This window comes from Ichthyenterobacterium magnum (genome assembly GCF_003610635.1).
GTDB lineage: Bacteria > Bacteroidota > Bacteroidia > Flavobacteriales > Flavobacteriaceae > Ichthyenterobacterium > Ichthyenterobacterium magnum.
The window spans coordinates 283,130-308,063 of the sequence record NZ_RAQJ01000003.1; the positions used below are offsets into that span (position 1 = coordinate 283,130).

Annotated in this window: 26 protein-coding genes and 1 tRNA gene; 19 read left to right on the forward strand and 8 right to left on the reverse strand. The window is 30.8% G+C overall.

Annotated features, from left to right (window positions below; all coding sequences use genetic code 11):
- Window positions 1–107: 107 nt before the first annotated feature.
- On the reverse strand, window positions 108–515 hold the full coding sequence (locus BXY80_RS09520) for a group III truncated hemoglobin (RefSeq protein WP_120201328.1): 408 nt from the start codon (window positions 513–515) through the stop codon (window positions 108–110).
- 2 nt (window positions 516–517) lie between these two features.
- The gene (locus BXY80_RS09525; RefSeq protein ID WP_120201330.1) at window positions 518–811 is read right to left on the reverse strand and encodes a hypothetical protein; all 294 of its coding nucleotides are present in this window, start codon (window positions 809–811) and stop codon (window positions 518–520) included.
- A 74-nt stretch (window positions 812–885) separates the two neighbouring features.
- Here BXY80_RS09525 and BXY80_RS09530 point away from each other — a divergent pair, with 74 nt between their 5' ends.
- From BXY80_RS09530 to BXY80_RS09570, 9 genes are all read left to right on the forward strand, one after another.
- A complete protein-coding gene (locus BXY80_RS09530; protein WP_120201332.1) occupies window positions 886–1,473 on the forward strand; it encodes a Crp/Fnr family transcriptional regulator in 588 nt (195 codons plus the stop codon).
- A gap of 19 nt (window positions 1,474–1,492) precedes the next feature.
- Window positions 1,493–2,293, forward strand: a complete 801-nt coding sequence (locus BXY80_RS09535) for a Rossmann-like and DUF2520 domain-containing protein (protein ID WP_120201335.1) — start codon at window positions 1,493–1,495, stop codon at window positions 2,291–2,293.
- Complete coding sequence (locus BXY80_RS09540) at window positions 2,294–2,824, forward strand: KdsC family phosphatase (RefSeq protein WP_120201336.1); 531 nt, start codon at window positions 2,294–2,296, stop codon at window positions 2,822–2,824.
- 31 nt (window positions 2,825–2,855) lie between these two features.
- Window positions 2,856–3,770 carry a geranylgeranylglycerol-phosphate geranylgeranyltransferase gene (locus BXY80_RS09545; protein ID WP_120201338.1) on the forward strand — a complete coding sequence of 305 codons (915 nt, stop codon included), beginning with the start codon at window positions 2,856–2,858 and terminating at the stop codon, window positions 3,768–3,770.
- A gap of 82 nt (window positions 3,771–3,852) precedes the next feature.
- Window positions 3,853–4,233, forward strand: a complete 381-nt coding sequence (locus BXY80_RS09550; RefSeq protein WP_147376123.1) for a hypothetical protein — start codon at window positions 3,853–3,855, stop codon at window positions 4,231–4,233.
- The gene (locus BXY80_RS09555) at window positions 4,233–4,820 is read left to right on the forward strand and encodes a Maf-like protein (protein WP_120201342.1); all 588 of its coding nucleotides are present in this window, start codon (window positions 4,233–4,235) and stop codon (window positions 4,818–4,820) included. The genes BXY80_RS09550 and BXY80_RS09555 overlap by 1 nt, the downstream gene beginning before the upstream one ends.
- Window positions 4,821–4,874: 54 nt before the next feature.
- Window positions 4,875–5,396: a mechanosensitive ion channel domain-containing protein gene (locus tag BXY80_RS09560; protein WP_120201344.1), complete on the forward strand. Its 522-nt coding sequence runs from the start codon at window positions 4,875–4,877 to the stop codon at window positions 5,394–5,396.
- 97 nt (window positions 5,397–5,493) lie between these two features.
- Window positions 5,494–8,025 carry a PIG-L family deacetylase gene (locus tag BXY80_RS09565; protein WP_120201345.1) on the forward strand — a complete coding sequence of 844 codons (2,532 nt, stop codon included), beginning with the start codon at window positions 5,494–5,496 and terminating at the stop codon, window positions 8,023–8,025.
- A 100-nt stretch (window positions 8,026–8,125) separates the two neighbouring features.
- Complete coding sequence (locus tag BXY80_RS09570) at window positions 8,126–9,838, forward strand: sodium:solute symporter (protein ID WP_120201347.1); 1,713 nt, start codon at window positions 8,126–8,128, stop codon at window positions 9,836–9,838.
- A gap of 65 nt (window positions 9,839–9,903) precedes the next feature.
- Here the strand turns inward: BXY80_RS09570 and BXY80_RS09575 are convergent, their stop codons facing one another.
- Window positions 9,904–10,755 (reverse strand): DUF2911 domain-containing protein, encoded by an 852-nt coding sequence (locus BXY80_RS09575; protein ID WP_120201349.1) that lies wholly within the window; start codon window positions 10,753–10,755, stop codon window positions 9,904–9,906.
- 126 nt (window positions 10,756–10,881) lie between these two features.
- Between BXY80_RS09575 and BXY80_RS09580 the strand changes: the two genes are divergently transcribed.
- From BXY80_RS09580 to BXY80_RS09590, 3 genes are all read left to right on the forward strand, one after another.
- Window positions 10,882–11,043 carry an aquaporin gene (locus BXY80_RS09580; RefSeq protein ID WP_245977244.1) on the forward strand — a complete coding sequence of 54 codons (162 nt, stop codon included), beginning with the start codon at window positions 10,882–10,884 and terminating at the stop codon, window positions 11,041–11,043.
- A 192-nt stretch (window positions 11,044–11,235) separates the two neighbouring features.
- Window positions 11,236–12,975 (forward strand): FG-GAP-like repeat-containing protein, encoded by a 1,740-nt coding sequence (locus BXY80_RS09585; RefSeq protein WP_162843298.1) that lies wholly within the window; start codon window positions 11,236–11,238, stop codon window positions 12,973–12,975.
- 149 nt (window positions 12,976–13,124) lie between these two features.
- Window positions 13,125–13,487, forward strand: a complete 363-nt coding sequence (locus BXY80_RS09590) for a nuclear transport factor 2 family protein (protein ID WP_120201353.1) — start codon at window positions 13,125–13,127, stop codon at window positions 13,485–13,487.
- A gap of 70 nt (window positions 13,488–13,557) precedes the next feature.
- On the opposite strand, the gene murA is transcribed toward BXY80_RS09590, so the two are convergent.
- From murA to BXY80_RS09605, 3 genes are all read right to left on the reverse strand, one after another.
- Window positions 13,558–14,874, reverse strand: coding sequence for a UDP-N-acetylglucosamine 1-carboxyvinyltransferase (gene murA, locus BXY80_RS09595; RefSeq protein ID WP_120201355.1), 1,317 nt, complete (start codon window positions 14,872–14,874; stop codon window positions 13,558–13,560).
- Window positions 14,875–14,880: 6 nt separating this feature from the next.
- Window positions 14,881–15,528: a DUF4290 domain-containing protein gene (locus tag BXY80_RS09600; RefSeq protein WP_120201357.1), complete on the reverse strand. Its 648-nt coding sequence runs from the start codon at window positions 15,526–15,528 to the stop codon at window positions 14,881–14,883.
- An 88-nt stretch (window positions 15,529–15,616) separates the two neighbouring features.
- The gene (locus tag BXY80_RS09605; RefSeq protein ID WP_120201359.1) at window positions 15,617–15,910 is read right to left on the reverse strand and encodes a DUF493 family protein; all 294 of its coding nucleotides are present in this window, start codon (window positions 15,908–15,910) and stop codon (window positions 15,617–15,619) included.
- A 91-nt stretch (window positions 15,911–16,001) separates the two neighbouring features.
- Here BXY80_RS09605 and BXY80_RS09610 point away from each other — a divergent pair, with 91 nt between their 5' ends.
- From BXY80_RS09610 to BXY80_RS09630, 5 genes are all read left to right on the forward strand, one after another.
- Window positions 16,002–16,541 (forward strand): AAA family ATPase, encoded by a 540-nt coding sequence (locus BXY80_RS09610; RefSeq protein ID WP_120201361.1) that lies wholly within the window; start codon window positions 16,002–16,004, stop codon window positions 16,539–16,541.
- Between the two features lie 2 nt (window positions 16,542–16,543).
- The gene (locus BXY80_RS09615; protein ID WP_120201363.1) at window positions 16,544–18,448 is read left to right on the forward strand and encodes a RecQ family ATP-dependent DNA helicase; all 1,905 of its coding nucleotides are present in this window, start codon (window positions 16,544–16,546) and stop codon (window positions 18,446–18,448) included.
- Complete coding sequence (fmt, locus tag BXY80_RS09620; protein ID WP_120201365.1) at window positions 18,449–19,399, forward strand: methionyl-tRNA formyltransferase; 951 nt, start codon at window positions 18,449–18,451, stop codon at window positions 19,397–19,399. It abuts the gene before it with no gap.
- A gap of 179 nt (window positions 19,400–19,578) precedes the next feature.
- Window positions 19,579–19,869: an HU family DNA-binding protein gene (locus BXY80_RS09625; protein WP_262603172.1), complete on the forward strand. Its 291-nt coding sequence runs from the start codon at window positions 19,579–19,581 to the stop codon at window positions 19,867–19,869.
- 132 nt (window positions 19,870–20,001) lie between these two features.
- Entirely contained in the window at window positions 20,002–20,562 is a 561-nt protein-coding gene (locus BXY80_RS09630; RefSeq protein WP_120201369.1) for a YqgE/AlgH family protein, read from the forward strand.
- Here the strand turns inward: BXY80_RS09630 and BXY80_RS09635 are convergent.
- Both BXY80_RS09635 and BXY80_RS09640 read right to left on the reverse strand, forming a co-directional pair.
- Complete coding sequence (locus BXY80_RS09635; RefSeq protein ID WP_120201371.1) at window positions 20,559–21,404, reverse strand: aminotransferase class IV; 846 nt, start codon at window positions 21,402–21,404, stop codon at window positions 20,559–20,561. The genes BXY80_RS09630 and BXY80_RS09635 overlap by 4 nt on opposite strands.
- 54 nt (window positions 21,405–21,458) lie before the next feature.
- Window positions 21,459–21,854: an START-like domain-containing protein gene (locus BXY80_RS09640; RefSeq protein WP_120201373.1), complete on the reverse strand. Its 396-nt coding sequence runs from the start codon at window positions 21,852–21,854 to the stop codon at window positions 21,459–21,461.
- Between the two features lie 133 nt (window positions 21,855–21,987).
- Between BXY80_RS09640 and BXY80_RS09645 the strand changes: the two genes are divergently transcribed.
- Window positions 21,988–22,061, forward strand: a tRNA-Met gene (locus BXY80_RS09645).
- A gap of 364 nt (window positions 22,062–22,425) precedes the next feature.
- Window positions 22,426–24,873 (forward strand): M14 family zinc carboxypeptidase, encoded by a 2,448-nt coding sequence (locus BXY80_RS09650; protein WP_120201375.1) that lies wholly within the window; start codon window positions 22,426–22,428, stop codon window positions 24,871–24,873.
- Window positions 24,874–24,934: the final 61 nt, after the last annotated feature.

Below are 24,934 nucleotides of genomic sequence, written 5' to 3' on the forward strand. Positions count from 1 at the left end.
TTTTAGTTGTGCAAAGATAACCATTTTAGTTTGTTTACTATATTGAAGTGCTCTCAATTATCTGTTAAAAATTAGGATCTTAATTGTATGATAAAACCATTGCTTATTTACTGGCTTTTTTGTCTTGCTTCAAAAATCTTGAGATACATAAAAGTTCCCATTTTACGTGCACGGCGTTTAGCATTTTCTGTAACTTCACCTTCAAACAATTCTTCTAATGTTTGATACCATAGGTTTAACCAAATTCCAAAATGTATCTCTGTAATATTATTGTTATATGTTTGATCCACTTCTACATGAGCTTGTAACGGGTTACCATAATATTTATGTTCTAGCTTTTTAGTCATAAACAAACTCGTTTCCCAAAATGAAGTAAGACGTTGTAAATGCGCATCCCAATCTTTAATAGTTTCATTAAAAAAAGGGCCTAAGGTTTCATCTGCTCGTACTTTTTTATAAAAGTTAGATACAAGCAAAAATACATCATCTCTAGTTTCAATATCTTTTTTGTTCATGCTTAACTTAAGCTTATAAGGTTTATAATAATTAATAGCGTATTAATTACAGTAGACATAATTAACAAATTAAAGACAAATTTATAATTTAATTGTGCCAAAACCGAAGCATTATAAAGCATAGATAATATAACGCATAAACTTAGCTCAAAAAAAGGAAAGGAATCTAAAGTACTATTCATTAAAATATACATGGCTGCTATAGAGCCTATACAACTTTGCAGAATTATTGTAAGCGGAATATATATTATATATCTTTCTTTAAAATCTTGTAAGCAGTTTTTGTATAAACTCATAATTTTTAGTGTTTATTATTTATACAAATTACTATAAAGTATCTTTGCTTATTTATGATTCAAATCATAACACTATGATTGCCACTAATATTCTAGAAATCTATGACGTTCAAGTAAAACATTACGTTAAAGAGCAACGCATTTTTAATGAACATGAGTCTGCTAAGTACTATTATCAAATTCAATACGGAAGTGTAAAAATGCTGAACCTTACTGAGGATGGCAAAGAGTTTATACAAGGCATCTTTTATGACGGAAATGCTTTTGGAGAACCTCCTTTATTTGGTGATTTCAAATATCCTGCATCTGCTGTTTGTGTAAATGATTCTTCTGTTTATGTGCTACCAAAAGCTTCATTTTTTGAGCTTTTAAAAACACATCCAGATATTCATCTAAATTTCACAACATTGCTTTGTAAACGTATGTTATATAAAGCAAAAATAATGAAAGAGGTTTCTATACACCCACCAGAACATAGAATACTTACATTGCTAAAACATTTAAAGGAAACTTCGGGAGATTCATCTACTTATGAAGTAAACTTAACACGACAACAAATTTCTGACCTTACTGGTTTAAGAGTTGAAACTGTTATTAGGTCTATAAAAAAATTAGAAAAAATAAATAAATTATCTATCAAGGATAGGAAGGTTTATCTCTAAATATCTCTATTTTAGCAGTATGATTTCAGTAGTTCTTATAGGAGCCGGCAATGTTGCCACACATCTATTTAAAGCTTTTAGCTTATCAAATCAAGCCTCTGTAAACCAATGGTATAGCAGAACTTTAAAATCGATTGAAGCTTATAAAACTCAAGTTGAGATAACAGATAATCTATCTCAACTTAAAGATGCAGATGTATATATAATAGCTGTAAGCGATGATGCTATTTCTGAATTATCTTCAAAACTCCCATTTGAAGATAGATTAGTAGTTCACACCTCTGGAAGTGTTGGTATTTATGATTTAGACAAAAAACTAAAACGTGGTGTTTTTTATCCTTTACAAACATTTACAAAAGGTGCAGATGTTGATTTTTCTACTGTTCCTATCTGCATTGAAACTATTAAAAAAACAGATTATCATATATTAAAGCAACTAGGTCAAGCCATAGGGAGCAAAACACATCGTGTAAATAGTGATCAACGTAGTGCTTTACATTTAGCTGCCGTTTTTGTAAATAATTTTACTAACCAACTGTATAGAGTTGCTCATGAAATTACTGAATCTAAAGGTGCAGAGTTTGATATTCTTAAACCTTTAATTCTAGAAACCGCAAATAAAGTACAAGACTTGTCACCTTATGTAGCACAAACTGGTCCTGCAAAACGAAATGATAAAAAGACCATTAAAAAACATTTAAAGTCATTAGATAGCGAGCATCATAGAACTATTTATGAACTCTTAACCACATCAATAAAAAAAACACATGGTACTTCGACAGGCTCAGCAACCAAAAGAAGTATTACTAAAAATAATTAAATGAAAGAAAAAAGCTATAAAGAATATCTTGAGCATATTACCACATTCATTTTTGATGTAGATGGTGTACTTACAGACGGCACAGTTACTATAATGACAAATGGAGATATGTTAAGACGCATGAATATTAAAGATGGTTATGCTTTAAAAACAGCAATAGATTCTGGATTTAATGTTTGTATTATTTCTGGCGGAAGCAATTTAGGTGTTCAAAAACGCTTAGAAGGTTTGGGTGTTAAAGACATTTATCTTGGTGCGCATAATAAGATTAATCAATACAACGAGTATCTTAATACCAATCACATAAAACCAGAAAACGTATTGTACATGGGAGACGATATTCCTGATGCTCCAGTAATGAAACGTGTAGGTTTACCAACTTGCCCTCAAGATGCTGCTCCAGAAATCAAAAATGTTAGTAAATATATATCTCACAAAAATGGTGGTAAAGGTGCAGTTAGAGATGTAATTGAACAAGTTTTAAAAGTTCAAGACAAATGGGATGGCAATTTTGATGCTAAGTATGATTAATAATAGATTCACCTTTAATTCTTAAAAATAAATGCTTAGCATTTTAAACCTCATTCGCTGGAAAAACTTAATGATGATTGCCTTAGCGCAAATTCTAATTAAATATGCACTGTTTGAATCTTTTAATGTTACAACAACACTTAACTCCTTTGGGTTTTCATTATTAGTTATAGCAACATTATGTATTGCTGCTGCCGGAAATACAATCAATGACATTTATGATGTAGAAACTGACTTAATCAATAAACCAGATAAGGTAATTGTTAGTAAAAGCATATCAGAAAAAAAAGCATTCAACCTATTTATTATATTCAATATTATTGGTGTTGCTATAGGTTTTTATTTATCACACATGGTTGGTAAAAGTGCCTTCTTTTCTTTATTTGTTATTATTTCGGCTACACTTTATGTTTATGCTTCTTTTTTAAAACAAACCATACTTATTGGCAATATTGTGATTTCAACTTTGGTAGCTATGAGCATTTTAATTATTGGTGTATTTGATTTATTACCAGCAATAAATGAGCAAAATAGAGAAACTCAACTTACTTTTTTTAAAATTTTAATCGATTACGCTGTTTTTGCATTCCTAATAAACCTTATTAGAGAAATGATTAAAGATATAGAAGATATAAATGGAGACTATAAAGCACAAATGAACACTTTACCAATAGCTATTGGTAGAGAGCGCGCTAATAAACTTGCATTTATTATTAGTCTACTACCTATAGCTGCAACTATTTATTATATGGTTACGTATTTATATAAACAACAAATAGCCATTGGTTATTTTTTAATATTTATCATTGCTCCATTAATTTATACTACTATAAAGATCTTTAGTGCTAAAACAAAAAAAGATTATAAACACATAAGCAATATATATAAAGTAATAATGTTATTAGGAATGTTATCTTTACTACTCTATCAGTTTATTTTAAAATAATGAAACATTCATAAATGAATTTTCAATGCACAGAAAAATGATTAAATGAATGTTATATATGACTGATAAAAGCTATAAACAGATGAAAGTTTTAAAATCATACTTACCTGAAATATATTTTGCTTTAGCTATTTTGTATTACTGGAGTTTAACGGCTTTGATTATAAATTACATAGCAATTGGCTTATTAATAATTCTTGGTATATTAATACTAACAAAAAACAACACCTTAGGAATTGTAATCAGTTGTATTTTAATACTCCTAAATCTATATTTAGTTTTAGCATTATTATCTGAGTTTTCAGAGTTTGAAACCTTCAATGCAAATGCAAAAAAACTATTAGGCATTGGCGTACTATTTATAGGCTCAAACTTATTCTTTGCTTTTAGATTACTTTTTAAATATTTAAAAGCGCAAGTAAAAAAAGAATCTAAAGTGCTAAAAGTATCAAAAAACCATTAATGCTGAACAAAAATCTATCAAAATATAATATCATTCTAGCTTCAGGTTCTCCAAGAAGACAACATTTTTTTAAAGACTTAAATTTAGATTTCGAAATTAGATTAAAATCTGTAAAGGAAGAATATCCTAATCGTTTAACGCATTTTGAAATACCAGACTATCTAGCCCAATTAAAAGCACTTCCTTTTAAAGAAGAATTAAAACCCAATGATATTTTAATAACTAGCGATACTATAGTTTGGCATAATAACCAAGCCTTAGGAAAACCAAAAGATACTCAAGACGCTTTTAACATTTTAAAATCACTTAGTAATGAAACTCATGAGGTTATAACTTCTGTTTGTTTTACAACGAAAACATTACAAAAAACAGTAAATGCAATCACTAAAGTAACCTTTAAAGCATTATCTAATGACGAAATTAATTACTACATAGATAAATGTAAACCTTTTGATAAAGCTGGTGCTTATGGTATTCAAGAATGGATAGGGCAAATAGGTGTCATACAAATTGAAGGCTCCTATTTTAATGTCATGGGACTTCCTACTCATTTGGTATATAAAACCCTAAATAGTATTATTAATTAGTACATTTAATTTTTTTCTAACTTACCTTTGCATCTGATTTAAAAACACCGACTTATGTCAGATTTTTTTTCTACATATCACAGTGAGATAATAAACTCATTAATAGTATTTGGAATATTTTTCATCATACAATTAACCGCTAGACTTATTATTAGAGTAATTGGAAACACTAAAAATAAACATGTTGGTCGAGCTAAACTTGTTGGTCGATATATAACTGTTAGCTTCCTAATATTAGCATTACTCATTGAAGCATTTATTTTAGGTGTAGAAATAAAAGATCTTACTGTTGTTTTCTCTTCAATATTTGCCATATTAGGCATTACGCTTTTCGCCAATTGGTCTATTTTAAGCAATGTAACTTCTGGCATTATTATGTTCTTTTCTTTCCCATATAAAATTGGAGATAAAATTAAAATTCATGATAAAGATCATGAGATTGAAGCAATTATAGAAGATATCCGTTCATTTCAAATACATTTAAGAGAAGATGATGGTAATTTAGTAACCTACCCAAATAACTTACTACTTCAAAAAGCTGTAACGCTTGTTGAAAAAAATGCTTTTGATAAATAAAAGTTAAAACCTAAACTCATAAGTTAAAGAAAGTCTAAAACGTAAGATTAGGCTATACTACTTTGCTATATTTGGTTTAAGCTAACTAAATACAACCATGCAAAAACCTCTACAATTCTTTTTAGTTTTATTTTTTCTATCTATATATTCTCAAGCTCAAGAACCTAAAAAAATGAGTGCTACAGATATCTACGAATCTGTACAAAAATTAAACTTTTTAGGATCTGTTCTCTATGTTGCTGCACATCCAGATGATGAAAACACACGTTTAATTTCTTATATGTCTAACCAAGTTAAAGCACGTACTGCATATTTATCTTTAACTCGTGGAGATGGCGGACAAAACCTTATTGGTCCAGAAATTAGAGAACTTTTAGGTGTTATGAGAACACAAGAATTATTAGCTGCAAGACGTGTTGATGGTGGCGAACAACTGTTTACTCGTGCTAACGATTTTGGTTTTTCAAAACATCCAGATGAAACCTTAAACATCTGGAACAAAGAAGACGTACTAGGTGATGTGGTTTTAGCCATTAGACAATTTAAACCAGATATTATTATAAATCGTTTTGATCATAGAACGCCAGGAAGAACTCATGGTCATCATACAAGTTCGGCAATGTTAAGTATTGAAGCTTTTGATTTAGCAAACGATAATACAGCATATCCAAATCAACTAAAACAGACTGGTTTATGGCAACCAAAACGTTTGTTTTACAATACAAGTTGGTGGCGCTATGGCAGTCGAGAAGCGTTTGATAAAATAGACAAAAGTAATATGCTAAATTTCGATATTGGCACATACTATCCGCTTAAAGGATTATCAAATAACGAACTTGCTTCCTTAGCAAGCAGTCAGCATTTATGCCAAGGGTTTGGTCGTTTATCTCAACGTGGTTCTAGCAAAGAATACATTGAGTTTTTAAAAGGAGATTTTCCTGAAGATAAAACAGACATCTTTTCAGGTATAGACACTTCTTGGAACAGGATTAAAGGCGGAAAAACCATAGGTGATATTTTATATGCCATCGAAACTAATTTCAACTTTAAAACCCCATCAATTCATATTCCAGAACTTTTAAAAGCCTATCTACTGTTAAAGTCTATTGAGGATGAGCATTGGAAAGTTATTAAAACAAAAGAACTAAAAACAATTATTGAAGCATGTGCTGGTTTATATTTGGAAGCTTCAGCAAGCACACCAACTATAAGCAACGGAAATACCATAGAATTAAATATTGAAGCCTTAAATAGAAGTAACGCAAAAATTGAGCTTGTTTCATTAGGTGTTTCAACTAAAGCTACGGCTATTTCTAAAAACACTAAGTTAAAACCTAATCAAAAGCAAAACTTTACAGAGGCTATAAACATCCCAAGTTCTATGGCTTCAACTGGACCATATTGGCTAAACAAAAAAGGAACTTTAGGCATGTATCATGTTGAAGATAAAAGCTTGATAGGACTTCCAGAAACACCAAGAAGTGTACGTGTAGATTTCAACTTAAAGATTAATGATATTCCGTTTTCAATCACAAAAGATGTAGTCTATAGATACTCCAAACCAGATAAAGGAGAATTATATAGGCCTTTTGAAATTATTCCTGAAGCGTCTGTAAAAGTATCAGAAAGCGTCATCATTTTTGAAAACGACCAACAAAAAGAAATTCAAGTCATTGTAAAAGCTGGTAAAAATAGTATAGAAGGTTTTGTTCAATTAGAACATCCAGATGGTTGGAATGTTTATCCAGCAAAACAAAAAATAGAGATTGCTCATAAAAATGAAGAGCAAATATTAGTATTTACTGTAATTCCGCCAAAAAATCAAAGTGAAGGACAAATAACTCCAAAAGTATTTATTGGCAATAAAGTATTTTCAAAAGAGCTAATAGAAATTGATTACGAACACATTCCGTTTCAAACCGTTTTATTACCTAGTGAAAGCAAGGTTGTTCGATTAAATATTCAGAAAAAAGGAGAAAACATTGCTTATATTGAAGGTGCTGGAGATGTTGTTCCAGAAAGCTTAAAACAAATTGGTTATAATGTTATCACAATTAAACCAGAAGACATAAATGCAGAAACACTTAATCGTTTTGATGCTGTTGTTTTAGGTATTCGTGCATATAATACTGTTGAAGAGTTAAAATACAAGCAACAGTTACTTTTTGATTTTGTAGCTCGAGGCGGAAATATGATTGTGCAGTACAATACAAGTCATCGTGTAAAGGTAGACGAGTTAGCACCATACAACTTAAAGCTATCTAGAGATCGTGTTACTGATGAAAATGCTCAAGTACGTTTTTTAAATCCAGAGCATGAATTACTAAACTTTCCAAATAAAATAACTCAAAAAGATTTTGAAGGCTGGACACAAGAACGTGGTTTGTATTTTCCAAACGAATGGTCAAGTGAGTTCACTCCTATTCTATCAATGAATGACAAAGGAGAAACACCTAAAGATGGAAGTTTACTAATTGCAAAACACGGTAAAGGTTATTATATCTATACTGGATTAAGCTTTTTTAGAGAATTTCCAGAAGGCGTTTCTGGAGCTTATCGCCTATTTGCAAATATGTTAAGTATTGGTAAAGACGATATTAAAAAACAAGACAATCAGATAAAAAACTAACTAATGAAGAATTACAAATGGAATAAAATGTACTCGCTTGTACTTATAGCTAACATCTTATACATCATTGCATTTTTTATTATAACTAAAACATTTTAAAATGCAAACACTAGATTGGATTGTACTTATAAGTACGCTTTTACTTATTGTTGCATACGGAACGTATCAAACCAGAGGCAGCAAAAATGTTCAAGATTATTTAAAAGGTGGTAATACATCAAAATGGTGGACTATTGGCTTGTCTGTTATGGCAACCCAAGCAAGTGCTATAACATTTTTATCAACACCAGGTCAGGCATTTAATGACGGAATGGGGTTTGTTCAGTTTTACTTCGGATTACCAATAGCCATGATTGTTATTTGCATGGTCTTTATTCCGCTTTATCATCGCTTAAAAGTGTATACTGCTTATGAGTTTTTAGAAGACAGGTTCGACCTAAAAACGAGAACACTTACAGCAATATTATTTTTAATACAAAGAGGTTTAGCTGCCGGAATTACCATATTTGCACCAGCAATTATTTTATCTGCTGTTCTAGGTTGGAATTTATTATTGCTAAACATCATCATTGGTATTCTAGTAATTATTTATACAGTTTCTGGCGGAACGAAAGCTGTGAATGTTACACAAAAACATCAAATGGTTGTGATTTTTACAGGTATGGTTATTGCATTTATTTTAATCATAAATAAACTTCCTGAAAATATTACGTTTACTAAAGCTTTAGATATTGCTGGAGCTAGTGGTAAAATGGAGGTTTTAGATTTTTCATTTAGTTTAAACAATCGCTATACCTTTTGGAGCGGTATTATTGGCGGTACATTTTTAATGCTATCTTATTTTGGTACAGACCAAAGTCAAGTGCAACGCTATTTATCTGGGAAATCATTAAGAGAAATGCAATTGGGTTTAGTTTTTAACGGACTCTTAAAAGTACCTATGCAGTTCTTTATTTTATTAGTTGGTGTAATGGTATTTGTATTTTATCAGTTTAATAAACCACCTGTGAATTTTAATCCTACAGCTACAGAGGTTGTTTTAAATTCTGAATATGCCAAAGATTTTGAAGCACTTCAAAAAGAACAACTGCAAATTTTTAATGATAAAAAAACAATCATTTCAAATTATATCAATTCTGAAAGCACTGAAGCAAAAACCTATATAGCATTAGCAAATGAAGCTAATGAAGAAATTAGAGCAGAAGCAAAAACACTTATAGAAAAAGCAGGAATATCTCAAAATGTAAAAGTTGAAAGTAATGATAAAGATTACGTTTTTATTCACTTTATATTAAATAATCTTCCGCGAGGTTTAATTGGTCTATTATTGGCTGTTATTTTAAGTGCAGCAATGTCTAGCACATCAAGTGAGTTAAATGCATTAGCCAGTACTACAACTATAGATTTATACAAAAGGAACATAAAAGAACAAACCGAAAGTCAAATGGTTAAAGCCTCACGATGGTTTACATTAGCTTGGGGAGTTATTGCTATTGGCGTTGCTTGCGTTGCAAATCTTGCAGAAAACTTAATACAACTAGTAAATATTATTGGTTCTATTTTTTACGGTAATGTACTAGGTATCTTTTTACTAGCCTTCTTTTTTAAGTTTGTAAAAGGTCATGCAGTTTTTGTAGCTGCATTAATTACTCAAGTACTAGTAATCGGTTTATTTTTATTAAATGAATATGAGTTTATAAACCTACCTTTTTTATGGCTAAACTTTGTTGGCTGCCTTATTGTAATTACAATAGCGTGTCTGCTACAAACGTTAACTCCAAGCTCAACAAAAGAAACCATCAAAAATATTTGACACTTAAGAGAATTAAAAAAAGCCGAAGCAATATGCTTCGGCTTGTTTATTAAATAGATTATAAATTATAATGCTCCTAATTCTTTTAAAACATCTTCATTCTTCTTTATATAAGGAGCATACTTTGCTTCTTTAGCTAAAGCCAAAGATGCTTTTGCAGCTTTTATAGCTCCTGCTTTATCTCCGCTTTTAGCATGAATTAATGCTTGTTGATGAATATACCAAAACTTAGGTTTATCACTAGTCATTTCTATAGCTTTATCAATCCATTTTACAGCTTTATTAATGTCATTTCCAGACTCTAAATAAAATACAGCCGATGCATAATAATCCTCAGCAGAAGGTCCATTCATTACTTTAGTAATACCTTCATTTACTTTTGTTTCTGTTGGTACCGTAAAAGGAATAGCTACATAAGATTTTTCCCAAATCATATCTAAAGTTCCTCCATCATTGGTAATATTATTAATATCCATTGTAAATGTTTCCACATTAAATGGAACTTCATGAACATCAACTTTAGCTGTAGCAGCAACTTTACTATCATCCCATTCTCTTGGTGTTCCCCAATTATCTGAGTCAGAATATAACATAACATCCCATTGTTTAGCAGAATTTAATTTAGTAAAAACAGCATAAGTTCCAGCTTTTACATCTGTTCCAGCAAATTTAACATCATCACTAAAAGTTATTTTAGTATTAGCATTAGCACCTGTTCTCCAAGTTGTTCCCCAAGGCTCTAAACCTCCAAAAATTGTTCTTCCTTTAACTCCAGGTCGAGAATATTCAATTGTAATATCTGTTAATCCAACTTTCTGTTCTAATTTTGAAAATGGACTAGGTTGTGGTGTTTCTACTTGAGCATTTACGTTCATTGAAACTGCAAATACTAAAGCAATCATAAGTAATTTTTTCATTTTATTTAGATTTAATGATTAGTTTTAATGCTATAAAATTACAAATTCATAAAACGGTTCATTGTTAATAAAACCATAAATTAAGAGACTGTATCTTTGCTAAAAATTAGAACATGAAAAAATATTATGCTGAAATTATTGGTACTTTCTCAATGGTGTTTTGTGATTGCAGTTGGAGGCGTAATTTTATTAGAAGCTATGTTTACTGGCCCAATCACTAAAGCCTCAATGAATCCAATTCGCTCTTTAGCACATGCCATAGTTTCAGGAAATTTACAGCTCCTTTGACTTTACTTAACAGCTGCCTTTATTGGTGTTTTTCTGGCTGTATTTAGCTGTAAATTGGTTAAAGATGATAAGTGTTATGACTCTTAAATTCTACTTTACAACCTAGTTAATTAAGTTAATTTATTAATTGATTTTTAAGAGCTTATAAAAATACCTTATATTTATACCAACTTTATAACTTAACCAAATATGATGAAAAAACTACTTTTTAATGCATTACTGTGTATACCAGTTATTGCTATTTCGCAAACAACCTTTACAAACACAAATAACAAACTAGTAAATTCTGGGCTTAGAAGTGGATGTGCTATTGGTGTTGCTGACATGAATGGAGATGGTCTAGATGATATTGTTAGACTCGATCGTGCTAGGAATCTTCAAATTGAATATCAAAACACTGATGGAAATTTCACACGATTAAACTACGGAAGTATTTCTGGTAGTGGTAGTGAATGGGGAATGGCCATCGCAGATTTAGACCAAAATGGATATAATGACGTTTTAGTTGGAGGTGCTTATAATGGCGTTAAAATACTAACAGCAAATAGTACTGGTACAGACTATAATGAAACTGTTTTAGGAGGACCAAATATTTTTGTGCAAAATGTAAACTTTGCAGATATAGACAATAACGGAACCATAGACATTTTTGCTTGTCATGATGATGGCATGTCATCACCCTATAGTGGAAATGGAAGCGGAACAATGACTTATGATGCTTCACTAATTAGCACGCCTTCTACAATTGCATCAGATAATTCTGGCAATTATGGAACCATTTGGACAGACTATGATAATGATGGCGATATCGATTTATACATTTCTAAATGTAGATTAAGTGCTGGCGGATTACCAATGGATGGTAGACGTGTAAATTTATTGTTTCAAAACGATGGTAGCGGAAACTATACTGATGTTGCTTTAGCAGCTGGATTAAGACCTTATGGTCAATCTTGGGCCTCTAGTTTTGAAGATATTGACAATGATGGCGATATGGATTGTATTGTAGTTAACCATGATATTAGTAGCGTTATCTATGAAAATAATGGTGACGGAACATTTACTGACATTACTGCTGCTTCTGGAATAGCTTCAGAATTACTTGCAATGGGAAGTGGCGGAATTCAAATTATTATGGAAGATTTTGATAATGATATGAATGTTGATCTATTTATTACAGCAAGAAGCGGCTCTCACCGTATGTTTAAAAACAACGGAAACAAAACATTTACAGAAATGGCTTCGCCTTTCACACTTCCTTCTGGACCATCTAGAATTCAAAGTGCAGCTGTTGGTGATTTAAATAACGATGGTTTTATTGACGTCATGGCTGGTTTTGCAACAGGTTATAATAACTACTCAAGCAATCCAGATGTAATTTATTTAAATGATGGTAATGCAAACAACTGGAGTGAAATACGTTTAAATGGTTTAGCTAGTAATATTAATGGTATTGGAGCAAGAATAGAATTAGTAGCTGGAGGTATTACACAAATTAGAGAAGTTAGGTCTGGAGAAAGCTATGGTACAATGAACTCTTTAATGACGCACTTTGGTTTAGGAGCAAATACAACTATTACATCTATTACGGTAAAGTGGCCTTCTGGTACAGTAGACACAATTATAAACCCTAATATAAATGAATCTATCGAAATTACAGAAGGTGATACTTTAGGAAGTCAAGATTTTACTCAATCTATATTTACTATTTTCCCTAACCCAACAAAAGATAGAATAATTATTCAAGGGCTTCAACAATTAGAAAACGCTTCGTTTGAAATTTATGATATTACTGGTAAAATTGTTTTAAATAAAACGCAACTTTCTTTAACTCAAAATCAAATCGACTTAACGCGTTTAAATAGTGGCGTGTATTTTGCTCACTTAAAGACCAATAATACAACTTATATTCATAAAATAATTAAAGAATAATTTTCGCCAAACATATACTTAAAAAGCTTCAGAAACACTGAAGCTTTTTTATTTGCATTTATTAATTGATATAATCATAACATTTTTTTAAGACATCCTTTTTTAGTTTTCATTAACTTTAGTTTCTAATCTTAAAAAATCAATTAATCATGAGTACTAAAGACGTAGCAAATAAATGGTGGAACATGTGTCAACAAGGTAAAAATTTAGAATGTGTAAACGACCTTTACGCTGATAATGTTACTAGTAGAGAAATGCCTGGCATGCCTGATGAAATAGTTTCAGGCAAACAAAATGTTTGGAATAAAAACAAACAATGGTTAGATAATGTTGAAGAATTTCATGCAGGAGAAATTAGTGAGCCTGCTGTAGCTGGAAATCACTTTACAACAAAAATGACTTTTGATGTTACCTTTAAAGATAGAGGAAGACAACAAATGGAAGAAGTTGCTGTCTTTGAAGTTAAAGACGGGAAAATCTCTAATGAACAATTTTTCTATTCTATGGAATAAGCTAATTTAGAAAAACAAAAAAGCCTCGAATTATCGAGGCTTTTTTGTTTTTCTCTTTTTTTAAAGCAAGTTAATTTCCGCTAATACGTGTAATCTTTGCTCCAATTGCTCTTAAACGTTCATCAATATTCTCGTAACCTCTATCTATTTGTTCAATATTATGAATTGTAGATGTTCCCTTTGCAGATAAAGCTGCTATCAATAACGATACTCCAGCTCTAATATCTGGAGATGTCATGGTTGTTGCTTTTAATTGCGATTTAAAATCATGCCCAATTACTGTAGCTCTATGTGGATCGCACAAAATAATTTTTGCGCCCATATCTATCAACTTATCAACAAAAAACAAACGGCTTTCAAACATTTTTTGATGTACTAATGCACTTCCTCTAGCTTGTGTTAAAATCACTAAAACTATACTCAACAAATCTGGAGTAAATCCTGGCCAAGGTGCATCTGCTACAGTTAAAATAGAACCGTCTATATAGCTTTGTATCTCATAACCGTCTGTATGTGCCGGGATATGAATATCATCTCCTTGTCGCTCTACAGTAATGCCAAGTTTTCTAAATACATTTGGTATTTGTCCTAAATCGTCCCAACTTACATTGGTAATTGTAAGTTCACTTTTAGTCATAGCAGCAAGACCTATCCAACTACCAATTTCTATCATATCTGGAAGCATTCTATGTTGAGTTCCTCCTAATTTATCTACACCTTCAATAATTAGCATATTAGAACCTACGCCACTAATCTTAGCTCCCATTCTGTTAAGCATTTTACAAAGCTGTTGTAAATAAGGTTCGCAAGCTGCATTATAAATAGTAGTAGTGCCTTCAGCTAAAACAGCAGCCATAACTATATTTGCTGTTCCTGTTACAGAAGCCTCGTCTAAAAGCATATAAGTTCCTTTTAACCTATCAGCTTCTACGCCATAAAAATAATCTTCTTTATTATATCTAAACTTCGCTCCTAGGTTAATAAAACCTTCAAAATGAGTATCTAAACGTCTACGTCCTATTTTATCACCTCCTGGTTTTGGGATATAACCTTTACCAAAACGTGCCAATAATGGTCCTACAATCATTATAGAACCTCTCAAACCTCGTCCGTCTTCTTTAAACTCTGCAGACTCTAAATATTTTAGGTTAACCTCATCTGCTTTAAAAGTGTAAGATCCTTTAGCAATTTTATTAATCTTTACTCCTAATTTTTTTAATAAAGCAATAAGTTTATTAACATCTACAATATCTGGTATATTGTTAATAGTTATTTCTTCTGCAGTAAGTAATACTGCACAAAGTATTTGTAGAGCTTCGTTTTTTGCACCTTGAGGTTGTATTTTTCCTTTTAATTGGTGACCTCCTTCAATAATAAATGTACCCATGAAGTATTAGTAGCGTTTTCTGTTACGATTAGAGTTATTATTCTTTTTATGGTGCTTCTTATTATTTGAGCTATATTTCTTCTTACTTTTCATCAAGTTAGAAGCTTCAGATAATGCTTCTTTACTTTCTTTAAGATTAATCTTTCCTCCTGATAATTCAAATAAATGATTAAATATTACGTAATCTTCAACTGTATCTTTATTCCAGTTTAAGAAACATTTTTTCATATGATTAGCTATTGTATAAACTAATGCTTCTTTTAGTTCTCCATCTTCCCATGTATTAGCAACATCAATCATGGTTTTTATATTATTACCATAAAAACGATATTTAGGAAAATTTTGAGGATACTTTAAGGGTTCTGGTCTCGAAGTAAGCTCTTCCTTAGATGGTTTCTCATAAGGAGAATCTGCATCAAGGTCAAAATCTGACATGATAAACAATTGATCCCATAACTTGTGCTGAAAATCTGGAACATCACGTAAGTGAGGTTGTAAATTCCCCATAACCGAGATTATTGCTTTCGAAACTTTATTTCGTTCTTCTTTTGTTGGCAGCTCTTTTGCATAATTAATCATCTTTTGCAAATGTCTTCCATATTCAGGAATGATTAAATGCTCACGCTCTGTATTGTATTCTAAATCGTCTATCAAAATAATAAATGTGTAGTATTTGTATCATGTGCATGTAGTGTACTATACACATGTGCAAAATACAAAAAAATAGTTAGTTTTATTATAATTACAAAGAAATAACGCCTTCAACTTTTTCGGCAACTTCTTTGTATTTATCTATTACGGCATCTGGGGTTTTCATTAACAAATTAATAGATACACTTGTATACTTTCCGTTTTTAGATTCGGTAGTATTAATTACAGCCCCAACATTATTAAATAGTGATTCAATTTTTGTAATCTTTTCTACATCTGTTGGTACTATAAATTTGTATAAATATTCTGACGGCCAGCTAGCCGTTTCAAATAATTGTGTTCTTAATTTATTATAAAATTCTTCGGGGTTTTGTTGTTTACTCATTGTTACTTTTATTAACCGTAAAGATACATTTTACTTTACATTTTTTATTAATGAATTTAATTCCGAATTTTACAGCCAAAATCTTGCCAAATTGAATACTAAAAAAATTGTAATTACTGGTGGACCAGGAACTGGAAAATCTTCTATTATAAATGAACTTAAAAAAAGAGCATTTGTTTGTTTTGATGAAGTGTCGAGACAAGTAACCTTAGATGCTAGAAAAAAAGGTATAGAACAGTTATTTTTAACTGAACCGCTTTTGTTTAGCGAAATGCTTTTAAAAGCTCGTACACAGCAATTTCATGATGCTGAAAAAATTGAAAATGAATTTGCATTTTTAGATCGTGGTTTACCTGATGTATTAGCATATATGGATTATGTTAAGAGTGATTATCCAAGTCATTTTATTGAAGTTTGCAAAGCACATATTTATGACCAAGTTTTTGTATTAGCACCTTGGCAAGAAATATTTATAAGTGATAGTGAACGCTACGAAAATTTTGACCAAGCTGTTGAAATTCATGAAAATTTGCTAAAAACTTACAAAACATATAACTATAACCTTATTGATGTTCCGTTTGGAAGTATTGAAAATAGAGCCGACTTTATTTTAGATGCTTTAAATTTATAGTGATGTCACATCCTATTGAAATATTAGAGCGTTATTGGAACCATACTTCTTTTAGACCTTTACAAGAAGATATTATAAATGCCGTTTTAGATAACGAAGATACTTTTGCTTTACTGCCAACTGGAGGCGGAAAATCTATTTGTTTTCAGATTCCTGCGCTTATAAAAGAAGGCATTTGTATTGTTGTTTCACCTTTAGTTGCTTTAATGAAAGATCAAGTAACCCAACTACAGCAAAAGGGCATAAAGGCTATGGCAATTACAAGTGGTATCTCTTATACAGAACTAGATTCGCTTTTAGACAATTGTATTTACGGTAACTACAAATTTTTATACCTTTCTCCAGAACGTTTACAGCAGGATATTGTACAACAGCGCATAAAACAAATGAATGTAAACCTTATAGCTGTTGACGAAGCGCATTGTATAAGTCAATGGGGAAATGATTTTAGACCAGCATACAAAAACATTACAATATTACGTCAGTTACATCCAACCACAAATGTTATAGCACTTACAGCAACTGCTAAGCCTATAGTTGTAGAAGAAGTTATAAAAGAATTAGATTTTATTGCGCCAAAACTGTTTAAAGCATCCTTTAATAGACCCAATATTGCATATCATGTTCTAAGTACTGAAGACAAAAATTACAAAATAGAGCAAATACTCAAAACATATAAAGGTGCTTCTATTATCTACGTTAGAAGTAGAAAAGCCACTATTGAAATACACAACTATCTTGAAGCTAAAGGATTCTCTTCTACTTTTTTTCATGGCGGAATTAATACAAAAGAAAAACAAGACCGTTTATACCAATGGACTAACAACCAGAAAAAAATAATGGTTGCTACAAATGCCTTTGGCATGGGAATTGACAAACCAGATGTAGAGACTATAATTCATATTAATTTACCCGAAAGCTTAGAAAGCTATTATCAAGAAGCTGGCAGAGCTGGTAGAAATAACAGCAAGGCTTATGCAATTTTATTAAAAAACAACGCAGACGAATCACGCTTAAAAAATCAGTTTTTAAACACACTGCCTTCTATAGATTTTATAAAATTAGTTTACAGAAAACTCTGCAACTATTTTCAAATCTCATATGGAGAAGGTGTTTCATCAACACATCAGTTTTATTTTAATGATTTTTGCAAAGTTTATGAGTTTAATACCACAAAAGCATTTAAGGCCTTACAAACTTTAGATAGAAATAGTATTATAAAATTGTCACAACAATTTAACTATCAAACCAAATTACAGTTTATAGTTTCAAATAATACTCTATTAAACTATATAGAAAATAATAAGCAGTTTGAAATAATAGTAAAATCAATCTTAAGAACTTATGGCGGTATTTTTGAGCATCAATTAAAAATAAACCTAACATTAATTGCAACTAAGGCTTCAACAACAGAAAATATTGTTTTAAGCACTTTACAACAACTTAAAAAGGATAATATAATAGAGTTTCATTTTTCTAACACAGACTCAGAGATTACATTTTTACAACCAAGAGAAGATGAAAAAACAATTAACAGAATAGCCTCTGTTGTAGAACAGCAACTCAACCTTAAAAAAGAACAAATAAAAGCTGTAATCAATTATATAAATAACAATACTACTTGCAAAAATATTCAACTTTTAAATTACTTTGGGGAAGATTTTAAGGCTAATTGTGGTAAATGTTCCGTTTGTAGAGATAAAGAAAACACAACTAAAACAGTTAATCTAAAAACAATAGAAAACAATATAGTATTCGCTCTAGAAAAAGCGCAACTTAACTCAAGAGAACTAGTAGAACAATTAAATTATAATGAGGCAGAAGTTTTAAAAGTACTACAACTAATGATTGAGCATCAAATAATAGAGATTACTTTTGCCAATACCTATAAACTAAAACATATTTAAATGAAAAATAAATTACGAATAGTTTTCATGGGAACACCAGATTTTGCAGTAGAAACACTCAAAACACTTATAGAATCAGACTATAATATTGTTGGAGTTATTACAGCTCCAGACAAACCTGCAGGAAGAGGTCGTAAATTAAATGAATCTGCAGTAAAAAAATATGCTTTAACTCAAAAGCTTAATATACTACAACCAACAAACTTAAAAAATGACGCTTTTCTAGAAGAACTGCAAAGCCTTAATGCTAATTTACAAATTATAGTTGCCTTTAGGATGTTACCAGAAGCTGTTTGGAAAATGCCAAAATATGGTACATTTAACCTGCATGCATCCTTATTACCAAACTACAGAGGAGCAGCTCCAATACATTGGGCAATAATTAATGGCGAAACCAAAACTGGTGCAACCACATTTTTTATTGACGAAAAGATTGATACAGGAGCTATTATTGATAGTAGAGAAATTGATATTGAAACAAATGAAACTGTTGGCAGTCTTCATGATAAATTAATGGTTTTAGGAAGCCACCTCGTATTAGATACTGTTTCTTTAATTGAAAATAATGAAGCCAAAGCAACTGTACAACCAAAAAATGAAAATATAAAAACTGCCTACAAACTTAATAAAGACAATTGCAAGATTGATTGGAATGAACCGTTACACCATATATATAATAAAATAAGAGGTTTAAACCCTTTTCCATCTGCTTGGTGCTATTTAAATAATAAAGATGAGACTTTATCTATAAAAATATTTGATATAGAAAAAGAAGAAGTTTGTCATTCTCATTCTATTGGGCAATTAGTTTTTGATAAAAATGATATAAAAGTCGCAGTTAAAGAAGGTTACATAAATATTAAAACAATTCAGCTTCCTGGAAAACGAAAAATGGATACAAAATCATTATTGAACGGTTATAATTTTAATAGCGATGCAAAAATGCTCTAAACCCTTATTATCATTGATATTATAAAAACATCGACAAAATGCACTACGTTTATTAACAAATGTCTAAAGTTATTAACAAATAATCGTATTTCCCTTGCTATTACTTGCACGAATGGATATTCCGTATAAATTTGTAGACGGATTTAACAATAACGTTTAACCCAACTATTTTTTTAATAATTTTAAATACAAATTTTATGAACAAAACAGATTTAATCAATGGAATGGCAGAAAATGCTGGAATTACTAAAGCGGCTGCAAAAAAAGCATTAGATTCATTACTAATTGATATCGAAGGATCTTTACAAAAAGGAAACAGAGTTTCTTTAGTAGGATTTGGATCTTGGTCAGTTTCTAGAAGAGCTGCAAGAGAAGGAAGAAACCCTCAAACAGGTAAAACTATACAAATCAAAGCAAAAAACGTAGTAAAGTTTAAAGCTGGATCTGATTTAGGTAACGCTGTTAACTAATTATATTTTTCAAAATATTAAAAAGCTCACTTAAATAAGTGAGCTTTTTTTATTTATAAAGATGTATTAGTCAGCAAATTTATTGCTTATTAATAAAATATGTTTTAGTTTTAATATCAAATCATTACAAGTATGATTATTGAAAAGCCCAAAAAAGGAAATTTATTAATTGCCGAACCATCAATTATTGGTGATTTGTCTTTTAATAGGTCTGTAATTTTATTAGCAGACTACAATATTGAGGGCTCAATAGGTTTTATACTTAATAAACCTTTAGAGTATACTTTAAAAGATTTAATACCTGAAACCAATGTAGATTTTAAGGTATTTAATGGAGGTCCTGTAGAACAGGATAATCTATACTTTATACATAAAATACCACATTTAATACCTGAAAGTATTGAGATTTCTCACGGCATATTTTGGGGAGGCGATTTTGATATTGTTCTAAAACTTATAAATGATAAGGAAATAGAATGTTCAGACATTCGTTTTTTCTTAGGCTATTCTGGGTGGGAACCAAAACAATTAGAGAACGAATTATCGTCTAACGCATGGATAATTTCAGAAAACATTTATAAAAATGAGCTTATCGAGAAATGTTGCCAATCATTCTGGAAACAAAAAATGTTAGAATTAGGTGGTGAGTATTCGCTTTGGTCTAATGCCCCAGAAAACCCAAGTTATAATTAAGATAGTCTTAACTTTGTATTTACTTTTTGCAATATTAATTTACTAACCACTGCTTTATAATGCTTCTTTCTAAATTTAGATATGGGTTGTAATCCTAAAATTACATTGGTTGTAAATAACTCATCTGCTTTTTGTAGCTCAAAAGGAGAAATTGATATTTCTTGAAATTCTAAACCTTCAATATCTTTAATAGCATTTATAACCTGTTTTCTCATAATACCATTTAAGCATCCATCTGTTAATGGAGGTGTTTTTATAACAGCATCTTTTACTAAAAAAAGGTTTCCATTAAGTGCTTCAACAATATTTTTATTAGTATTAAGCAATAAACAATTATTCAAATTATTTTCTTTTGCATAAATACTTCCTAATACATTTATAACTTTATTATTGGTCTTTAGTGTAGATAATAATCCTGGAGTTACAAAATAATCTTTATATAAATCAATTATATAATCTGTAGTATTTGGTAATGAATAAATACTTGATGTCAAATTTTCTGCTATAATATTATAACTAGTCGCTTTACTATTTGGTAAATACTTACCGCCTTCTCCTCTATCAACATTAAACCTAACGCGAGCTGTATGATTAATAAGACTATTAGCTTCAATCGTTTTTAGAATTTCAGCCTCTAAAAACTCCATGGTAAATTGCATAGGAATTTCCATTCGTAAAATTCTCATAGAAGCCATCAACCTAAAGTAATGATCCTCCCAAAATAAAATTTTACCATTAACAACTTTTAATGTTTCAAAAAGAGCATCACCAAACTTATACCCTCTATTTTCTGAAGAAATAAAATTTTTATCTTCTAATAATGTACCATTATAATTAACCATAAAAAAAGTCTCGATTAAAAATCGAGACAAATATAATCTATATTAGTTGTATCTTTAAGCTGAACCTAAAACTTGTTTCAAATCAGAAATTTGATTATCCCAAAGCATTTTAGCTTCTTCTACTTCATCTTCATCATCAGCAAAATCTGTAACAATAATCGAAACATCTTTGGTAATCTCATCAACCTGTATTCTAATTTCAAAAAAATAAGAAGCACCTTCCTCTTCATCTGTTAGCCATCTAAATTTTATACGCTCGCCACTTTTTTTACTAAGTAACTTAGCCTTTTCTTCACTATCATCCCAAATAAAAGTAAAGTTTTCTCCTCTAGAGTTAACATTATCAGCAAACCACTCAGATAAACCAGATGGTGTTGATATATATTGAAATAAAAGTTGTGGTGAAGCGTGTATTGGGAACTCCATTTCAAACTTAATCTTTTCGTCCATAAAGCGTTTTTATATTATGCGTTCAATATATACATTAATTGTTGACTTTAAAAACTAATTTCTTAAAAATAATTTAAGCATTTAATGTTTGTTGTCAGTAATTTTGTTTTTATATTTGCAGCCGAATTAAAATGGCGAGGTAGCTCAGTTGGTTAGAGCGTCGGATTCATAACCCGGAGGTCACGAGTTCAAATCTCGTTCTCGCTACAGTAGTAAAAGTCTAGTGTAATAGCACTAGACTTTTTTTGTGCTTTACTAAAGCTTGCTTAAATACATATATACAAAAAAAACAAAGCAGCGTTTTGCGTTATAGACTTTTGCTATTGTCATGGCGACCTAAAGAAAATCATCAAAAATCTCGTTCTCACTACAATAATTTAAAAGGACTAAAAATAATTTAGCCCCTTTTTTATATAAATTGCAAACCCTTACTTATCAACATATTACATTAAAATCGAAATTTGAATATTGCTTTTCGTCGATTTTTTTTGCATTTCGTAGATGTTTTTAAAAATAAAGTAATATATTAGCCACGAAATTTTTTAACAAATCCATTAAACCCCAAAATCTAATGAAAAAAATTACACTTATGTTTGTAGTGCTAATACTTACATCATTTAGCATTCATTCACAATCAACAAATCTTCAAAAAGCTCAACAATATATTGAGGCAAAAGGAGAAGTTTGCTTTGTATTTACAGCAAATAACGAAGCGCAAGTTCAAGAAATATCAAGCTTTTTACCTTTAGGACATAAAGTAAATAGAGAAACTTTAGAAATTGAAGCATATGGTAACTCAGAAACTTTTGAACGTTTTTTATCATATGGTTTACCATATGTAGTTAACCAAAGTGATAATGAGGTAGAGTATAGTGACCCTGAATATGATACACTTGCTTGGGATACAACTTGGGATGCTTACCCATCATATTCTGATTATGTAGCAAAAATGAACTATTATGCTACAACGTATCCTTCTATTTGCACGTTAGAAACTATTGGAACTACAGTAAACGGTAGAGCGTTACTAATGCTAAAAATTTCCGACAATGTTTCTACTAATGAAGCTGAACCAGAATTTATGTATACCTCTTCTATGCACGGTGATGAGTTAACCGGATTTCCATTAATGATTCGTTTAATTGACTACCTACTAACCAATTATGGTTCTGATACAGAGGTTGACAACATAATAAACTCAACAGTTCTATACATAAACCCATTAGCAAATCCTGATGGTGCTTATGATGGGGGAAATAGCAACTTAACTGATTCTCCAACAAGAGCCAACGCTAATGGTCAAGACTTAAACAGAAACTATCCAGACAACCAAGAAGTTGGCAGAATAAATTTTGTGCCAGGCACTAACACTAGTAGTAGATTACATTACAGTGAAGTAAATGATGTTTACGAGCCAGAAACTTTAGCATTCATGAACTTTGAAGAATCTCATAATATTGTTTTATCGGCTAACTTTCATGGTGGTACAGAAGTTATGAACTACCCTTATGACAATACATACGATAAACATGCCGATCATAATTATTATGAGCACATTTGTCAAGAATGGGTCGATAATATTAGAGCAACATCTGCTCCAAGCAATTATTTTAATATCGAATATGATTCTCCAGAAAACCCTGCAAGCCCTGGTGTAACTCAAGGGTCAATATGGTACGTCGTATATGGAGGTCGTCAAGATTATATGAACTATTTTAGACATTCTAAAGAAGTTACTGTAGAGATTTCTGATAATAAAAAAGTAAGTGGTTCTCAATTACCAAATCACTGGAACTATAATAAACAAGCCTTTTTAGATTATATCAAGCAAGTTCATTATGGTTTTCAAGGCACTATAACCGATGAGTCTGGAAACCCTATTGCTGCAAAAATATCTATAGCTGGTCACGATGAACTAAACTCATATGTATTCTCTAATGCAGACTTTGGAGATTACTATAGATTAATTGAAGGCGGTACTTACACTGTCACTTTTGAAGCACCTGGTTATGCAACACAAAATATAAGCGTTACTGTTACAGATGATACTAAAACAGTACAAAACGTAACTATGGTAGCTACTACTGCTTTACCAACAGCTAGTAATGTAACAATAGGCGAAAATGAAAGTGCTGCTTTATCCGCATCTGGTACTGGCGTAATAAATTGGTATCAAAACGTAAATGATGCATCTCCACTAGCTACTGGTACGTCATACAATACACCCATTTTAACAACAACAACATCTTACTTTGTAGAAGATGTAATCGCTATGCCTAATGTAGGGTCAACAGAAAGCACATCAAATGGTGGCTTTTTTGGAGGTGGAACAACTGATCGTTACTTAGTATTTAGTGCAACTGAAGCTGTAAAGCTTACGCAAGTAACTATTAATGCTGAGCAGCCTGGAGAAATTGAAGTTCAATTACAAGATAGCTCTGGTAATATGATGGACTCTAGAGTTATACTAGTAGAATCTGCTGGTGTTCAACAAATAGATTTAGATTTCTTTATTCCTGTAGGAACTGATATGAGATTAGCTAGTGCAGAAATGTCTGTTGGCTTTAAAATGTACAGAAACAATTCAGGAGCTAGTTATCCATATACTAACGGAGCTATTTCAATTACAGACAATAATATTGGCAATCCAGCATATTACTATTTCTTTTATGACTGGAAAATTGAAAGCATCAAAAGTGCTAGAAAAGAAGTCATTGTAACTGTTGATGATACTTTAAGTCTTACTGATACTAATCAATTGAGTGATGCTAGCGTGTATCCAAACCCATTTAGTAACTCTATAAACATAAAACTTCCTAGTCAATATACTAGTAATAGTATTTCTGTTCAATTATTAGATGTTAGTGGACGTATAATAGTAAACATGAACAACTTAAATTCTCAAAACGGAATTTATAGACTTAATAGTTTAGACAAACTGTCAACCGGAACTTACTTTGTAAAAATCACTGACAATGAGCAAACTAACACAGTTGTTAAACGATTAATTAAGCAATAAAACATTACTAACCTCAAAAAAGGCTAAAATCTAATGATTTTAGCCTTTTTTATTTACTTAA

Excerpts from the sequence above, each read along its gene's own strand:
- BXY80_RS09520 (WP_120201328.1), bottom strand. The coding sequence starts at position 515 with ATGAACAAAAAAGATATTGAAACTAGAGATGATGTATTTTTGCTTGTA.
- BXY80_RS09525 (WP_120201330.1), bottom strand. The coding sequence starts at position 811 with ATGAGTTTATACAAAAACTGCTTACAAGATTTTAAAGAAAGATATATA.
- BXY80_RS09530 (WP_120201332.1), top strand. The coding sequence starts at position 886 with ATGATTGCCACTAATATTCTAGAAATCTATGACGTTCAAGTAAAACAT.
- BXY80_RS09535 (WP_120201335.1), top strand. The coding sequence starts at position 1,493 with ATGATTTCAGTAGTTCTTATAGGAGCCGGCAATGTTGCCACACATCTA.
- BXY80_RS09540 (WP_120201336.1), top strand. The coding sequence starts at position 2,294 with ATGAAAGAAAAAAGCTATAAAGAATATCTTGAGCATATTACCACATTC.
- BXY80_RS09545 (WP_120201338.1), top strand. The coding sequence starts at position 2,856 with ATGCTTAGCATTTTAAACCTCATTCGCTGGAAAAACTTAATGATGATT.
- BXY80_RS09550 (WP_147376123.1), top strand. The coding sequence starts at position 3,853 with ATGAAAGTTTTAAAATCATACTTACCTGAAATATATTTTGCTTTAGCT.
- BXY80_RS09555 (WP_120201342.1), top strand. The coding sequence starts at position 4,233 with ATGCTGAACAAAAATCTATCAAAATATAATATCATTCTAGCTTCAGGT.
- BXY80_RS09560 (WP_120201344.1), top strand. The coding sequence starts at position 4,875 with ATGTCAGATTTTTTTTCTACATATCACAGTGAGATAATAAACTCATTA.
- BXY80_RS09565 (WP_120201345.1), top strand. The coding sequence starts at position 5,494 with ATGCAAAAACCTCTACAATTCTTTTTAGTTTTATTTTTTCTATCTATA.
- BXY80_RS09570 (WP_120201347.1), top strand. The coding sequence starts at position 8,126 with ATGCAAACACTAGATTGGATTGTACTTATAAGTACGCTTTTACTTATT.
- BXY80_RS09575 (WP_120201349.1), bottom strand. The coding sequence starts at position 10,755 with ATGAAAAAATTACTTATGATTGCTTTAGTATTTGCAGTTTCAATGAAC.
- BXY80_RS09580 (WP_245977244.1), top strand. The coding sequence starts at position 10,882 with ATGCTGAAATTATTGGTACTTTCTCAATGGTGTTTTGTGATTGCAGTT.
- BXY80_RS09585 (WP_162843298.1), top strand. The coding sequence starts at position 11,236 with ATGAAAAAACTACTTTTTAATGCATTACTGTGTATACCAGTTATTGCT.
- BXY80_RS09590 (WP_120201353.1), top strand. The coding sequence starts at position 13,125 with ATGAGTACTAAAGACGTAGCAAATAAATGGTGGAACATGTGTCAACAA.
- murA (WP_120201355.1), bottom strand. The coding sequence starts at position 14,874 with ATGGGTACATTTATTATTGAAGGAGGTCACCAATTAAAAGGAAAAATA.
- BXY80_RS09605 (WP_120201359.1), bottom strand. The coding sequence starts at position 15,910 with ATGAGTAAACAACAAAACCCCGAAGAATTTTATAATAAATTAAGAACA.
- BXY80_RS09615 (WP_120201363.1), top strand. The coding sequence starts at position 16,544 with ATGTCACATCCTATTGAAATATTAGAGCGTTATTGGAACCATACTTCT.
- fmt (WP_120201365.1), top strand. The coding sequence starts at position 18,449 with ATGAAAAATAAATTACGAATAGTTTTCATGGGAACACCAGATTTTGCA.
- BXY80_RS09630 (WP_120201369.1), top strand. The coding sequence starts at position 20,002 with ATGATTATTGAAAAGCCCAAAAAAGGAAATTTATTAATTGCCGAACCA.
- BXY80_RS09635 (WP_120201371.1), bottom strand. The coding sequence starts at position 21,404 with ATGGTTAATTATAATGGTACATTATTAGAAGATAAAAATTTTATTTCT.
- BXY80_RS09640 (WP_120201373.1), bottom strand. The coding sequence starts at position 21,854 with ATGGACGAAAAGATTAAGTTTGAAATGGAGTTCCCAATACACGCTTCA.
- BXY80_RS09650 (WP_120201375.1), top strand. The coding sequence starts at position 22,426 with ATGAAAAAAATTACACTTATGTTTGTAGTGCTAATACTTACATCATTT.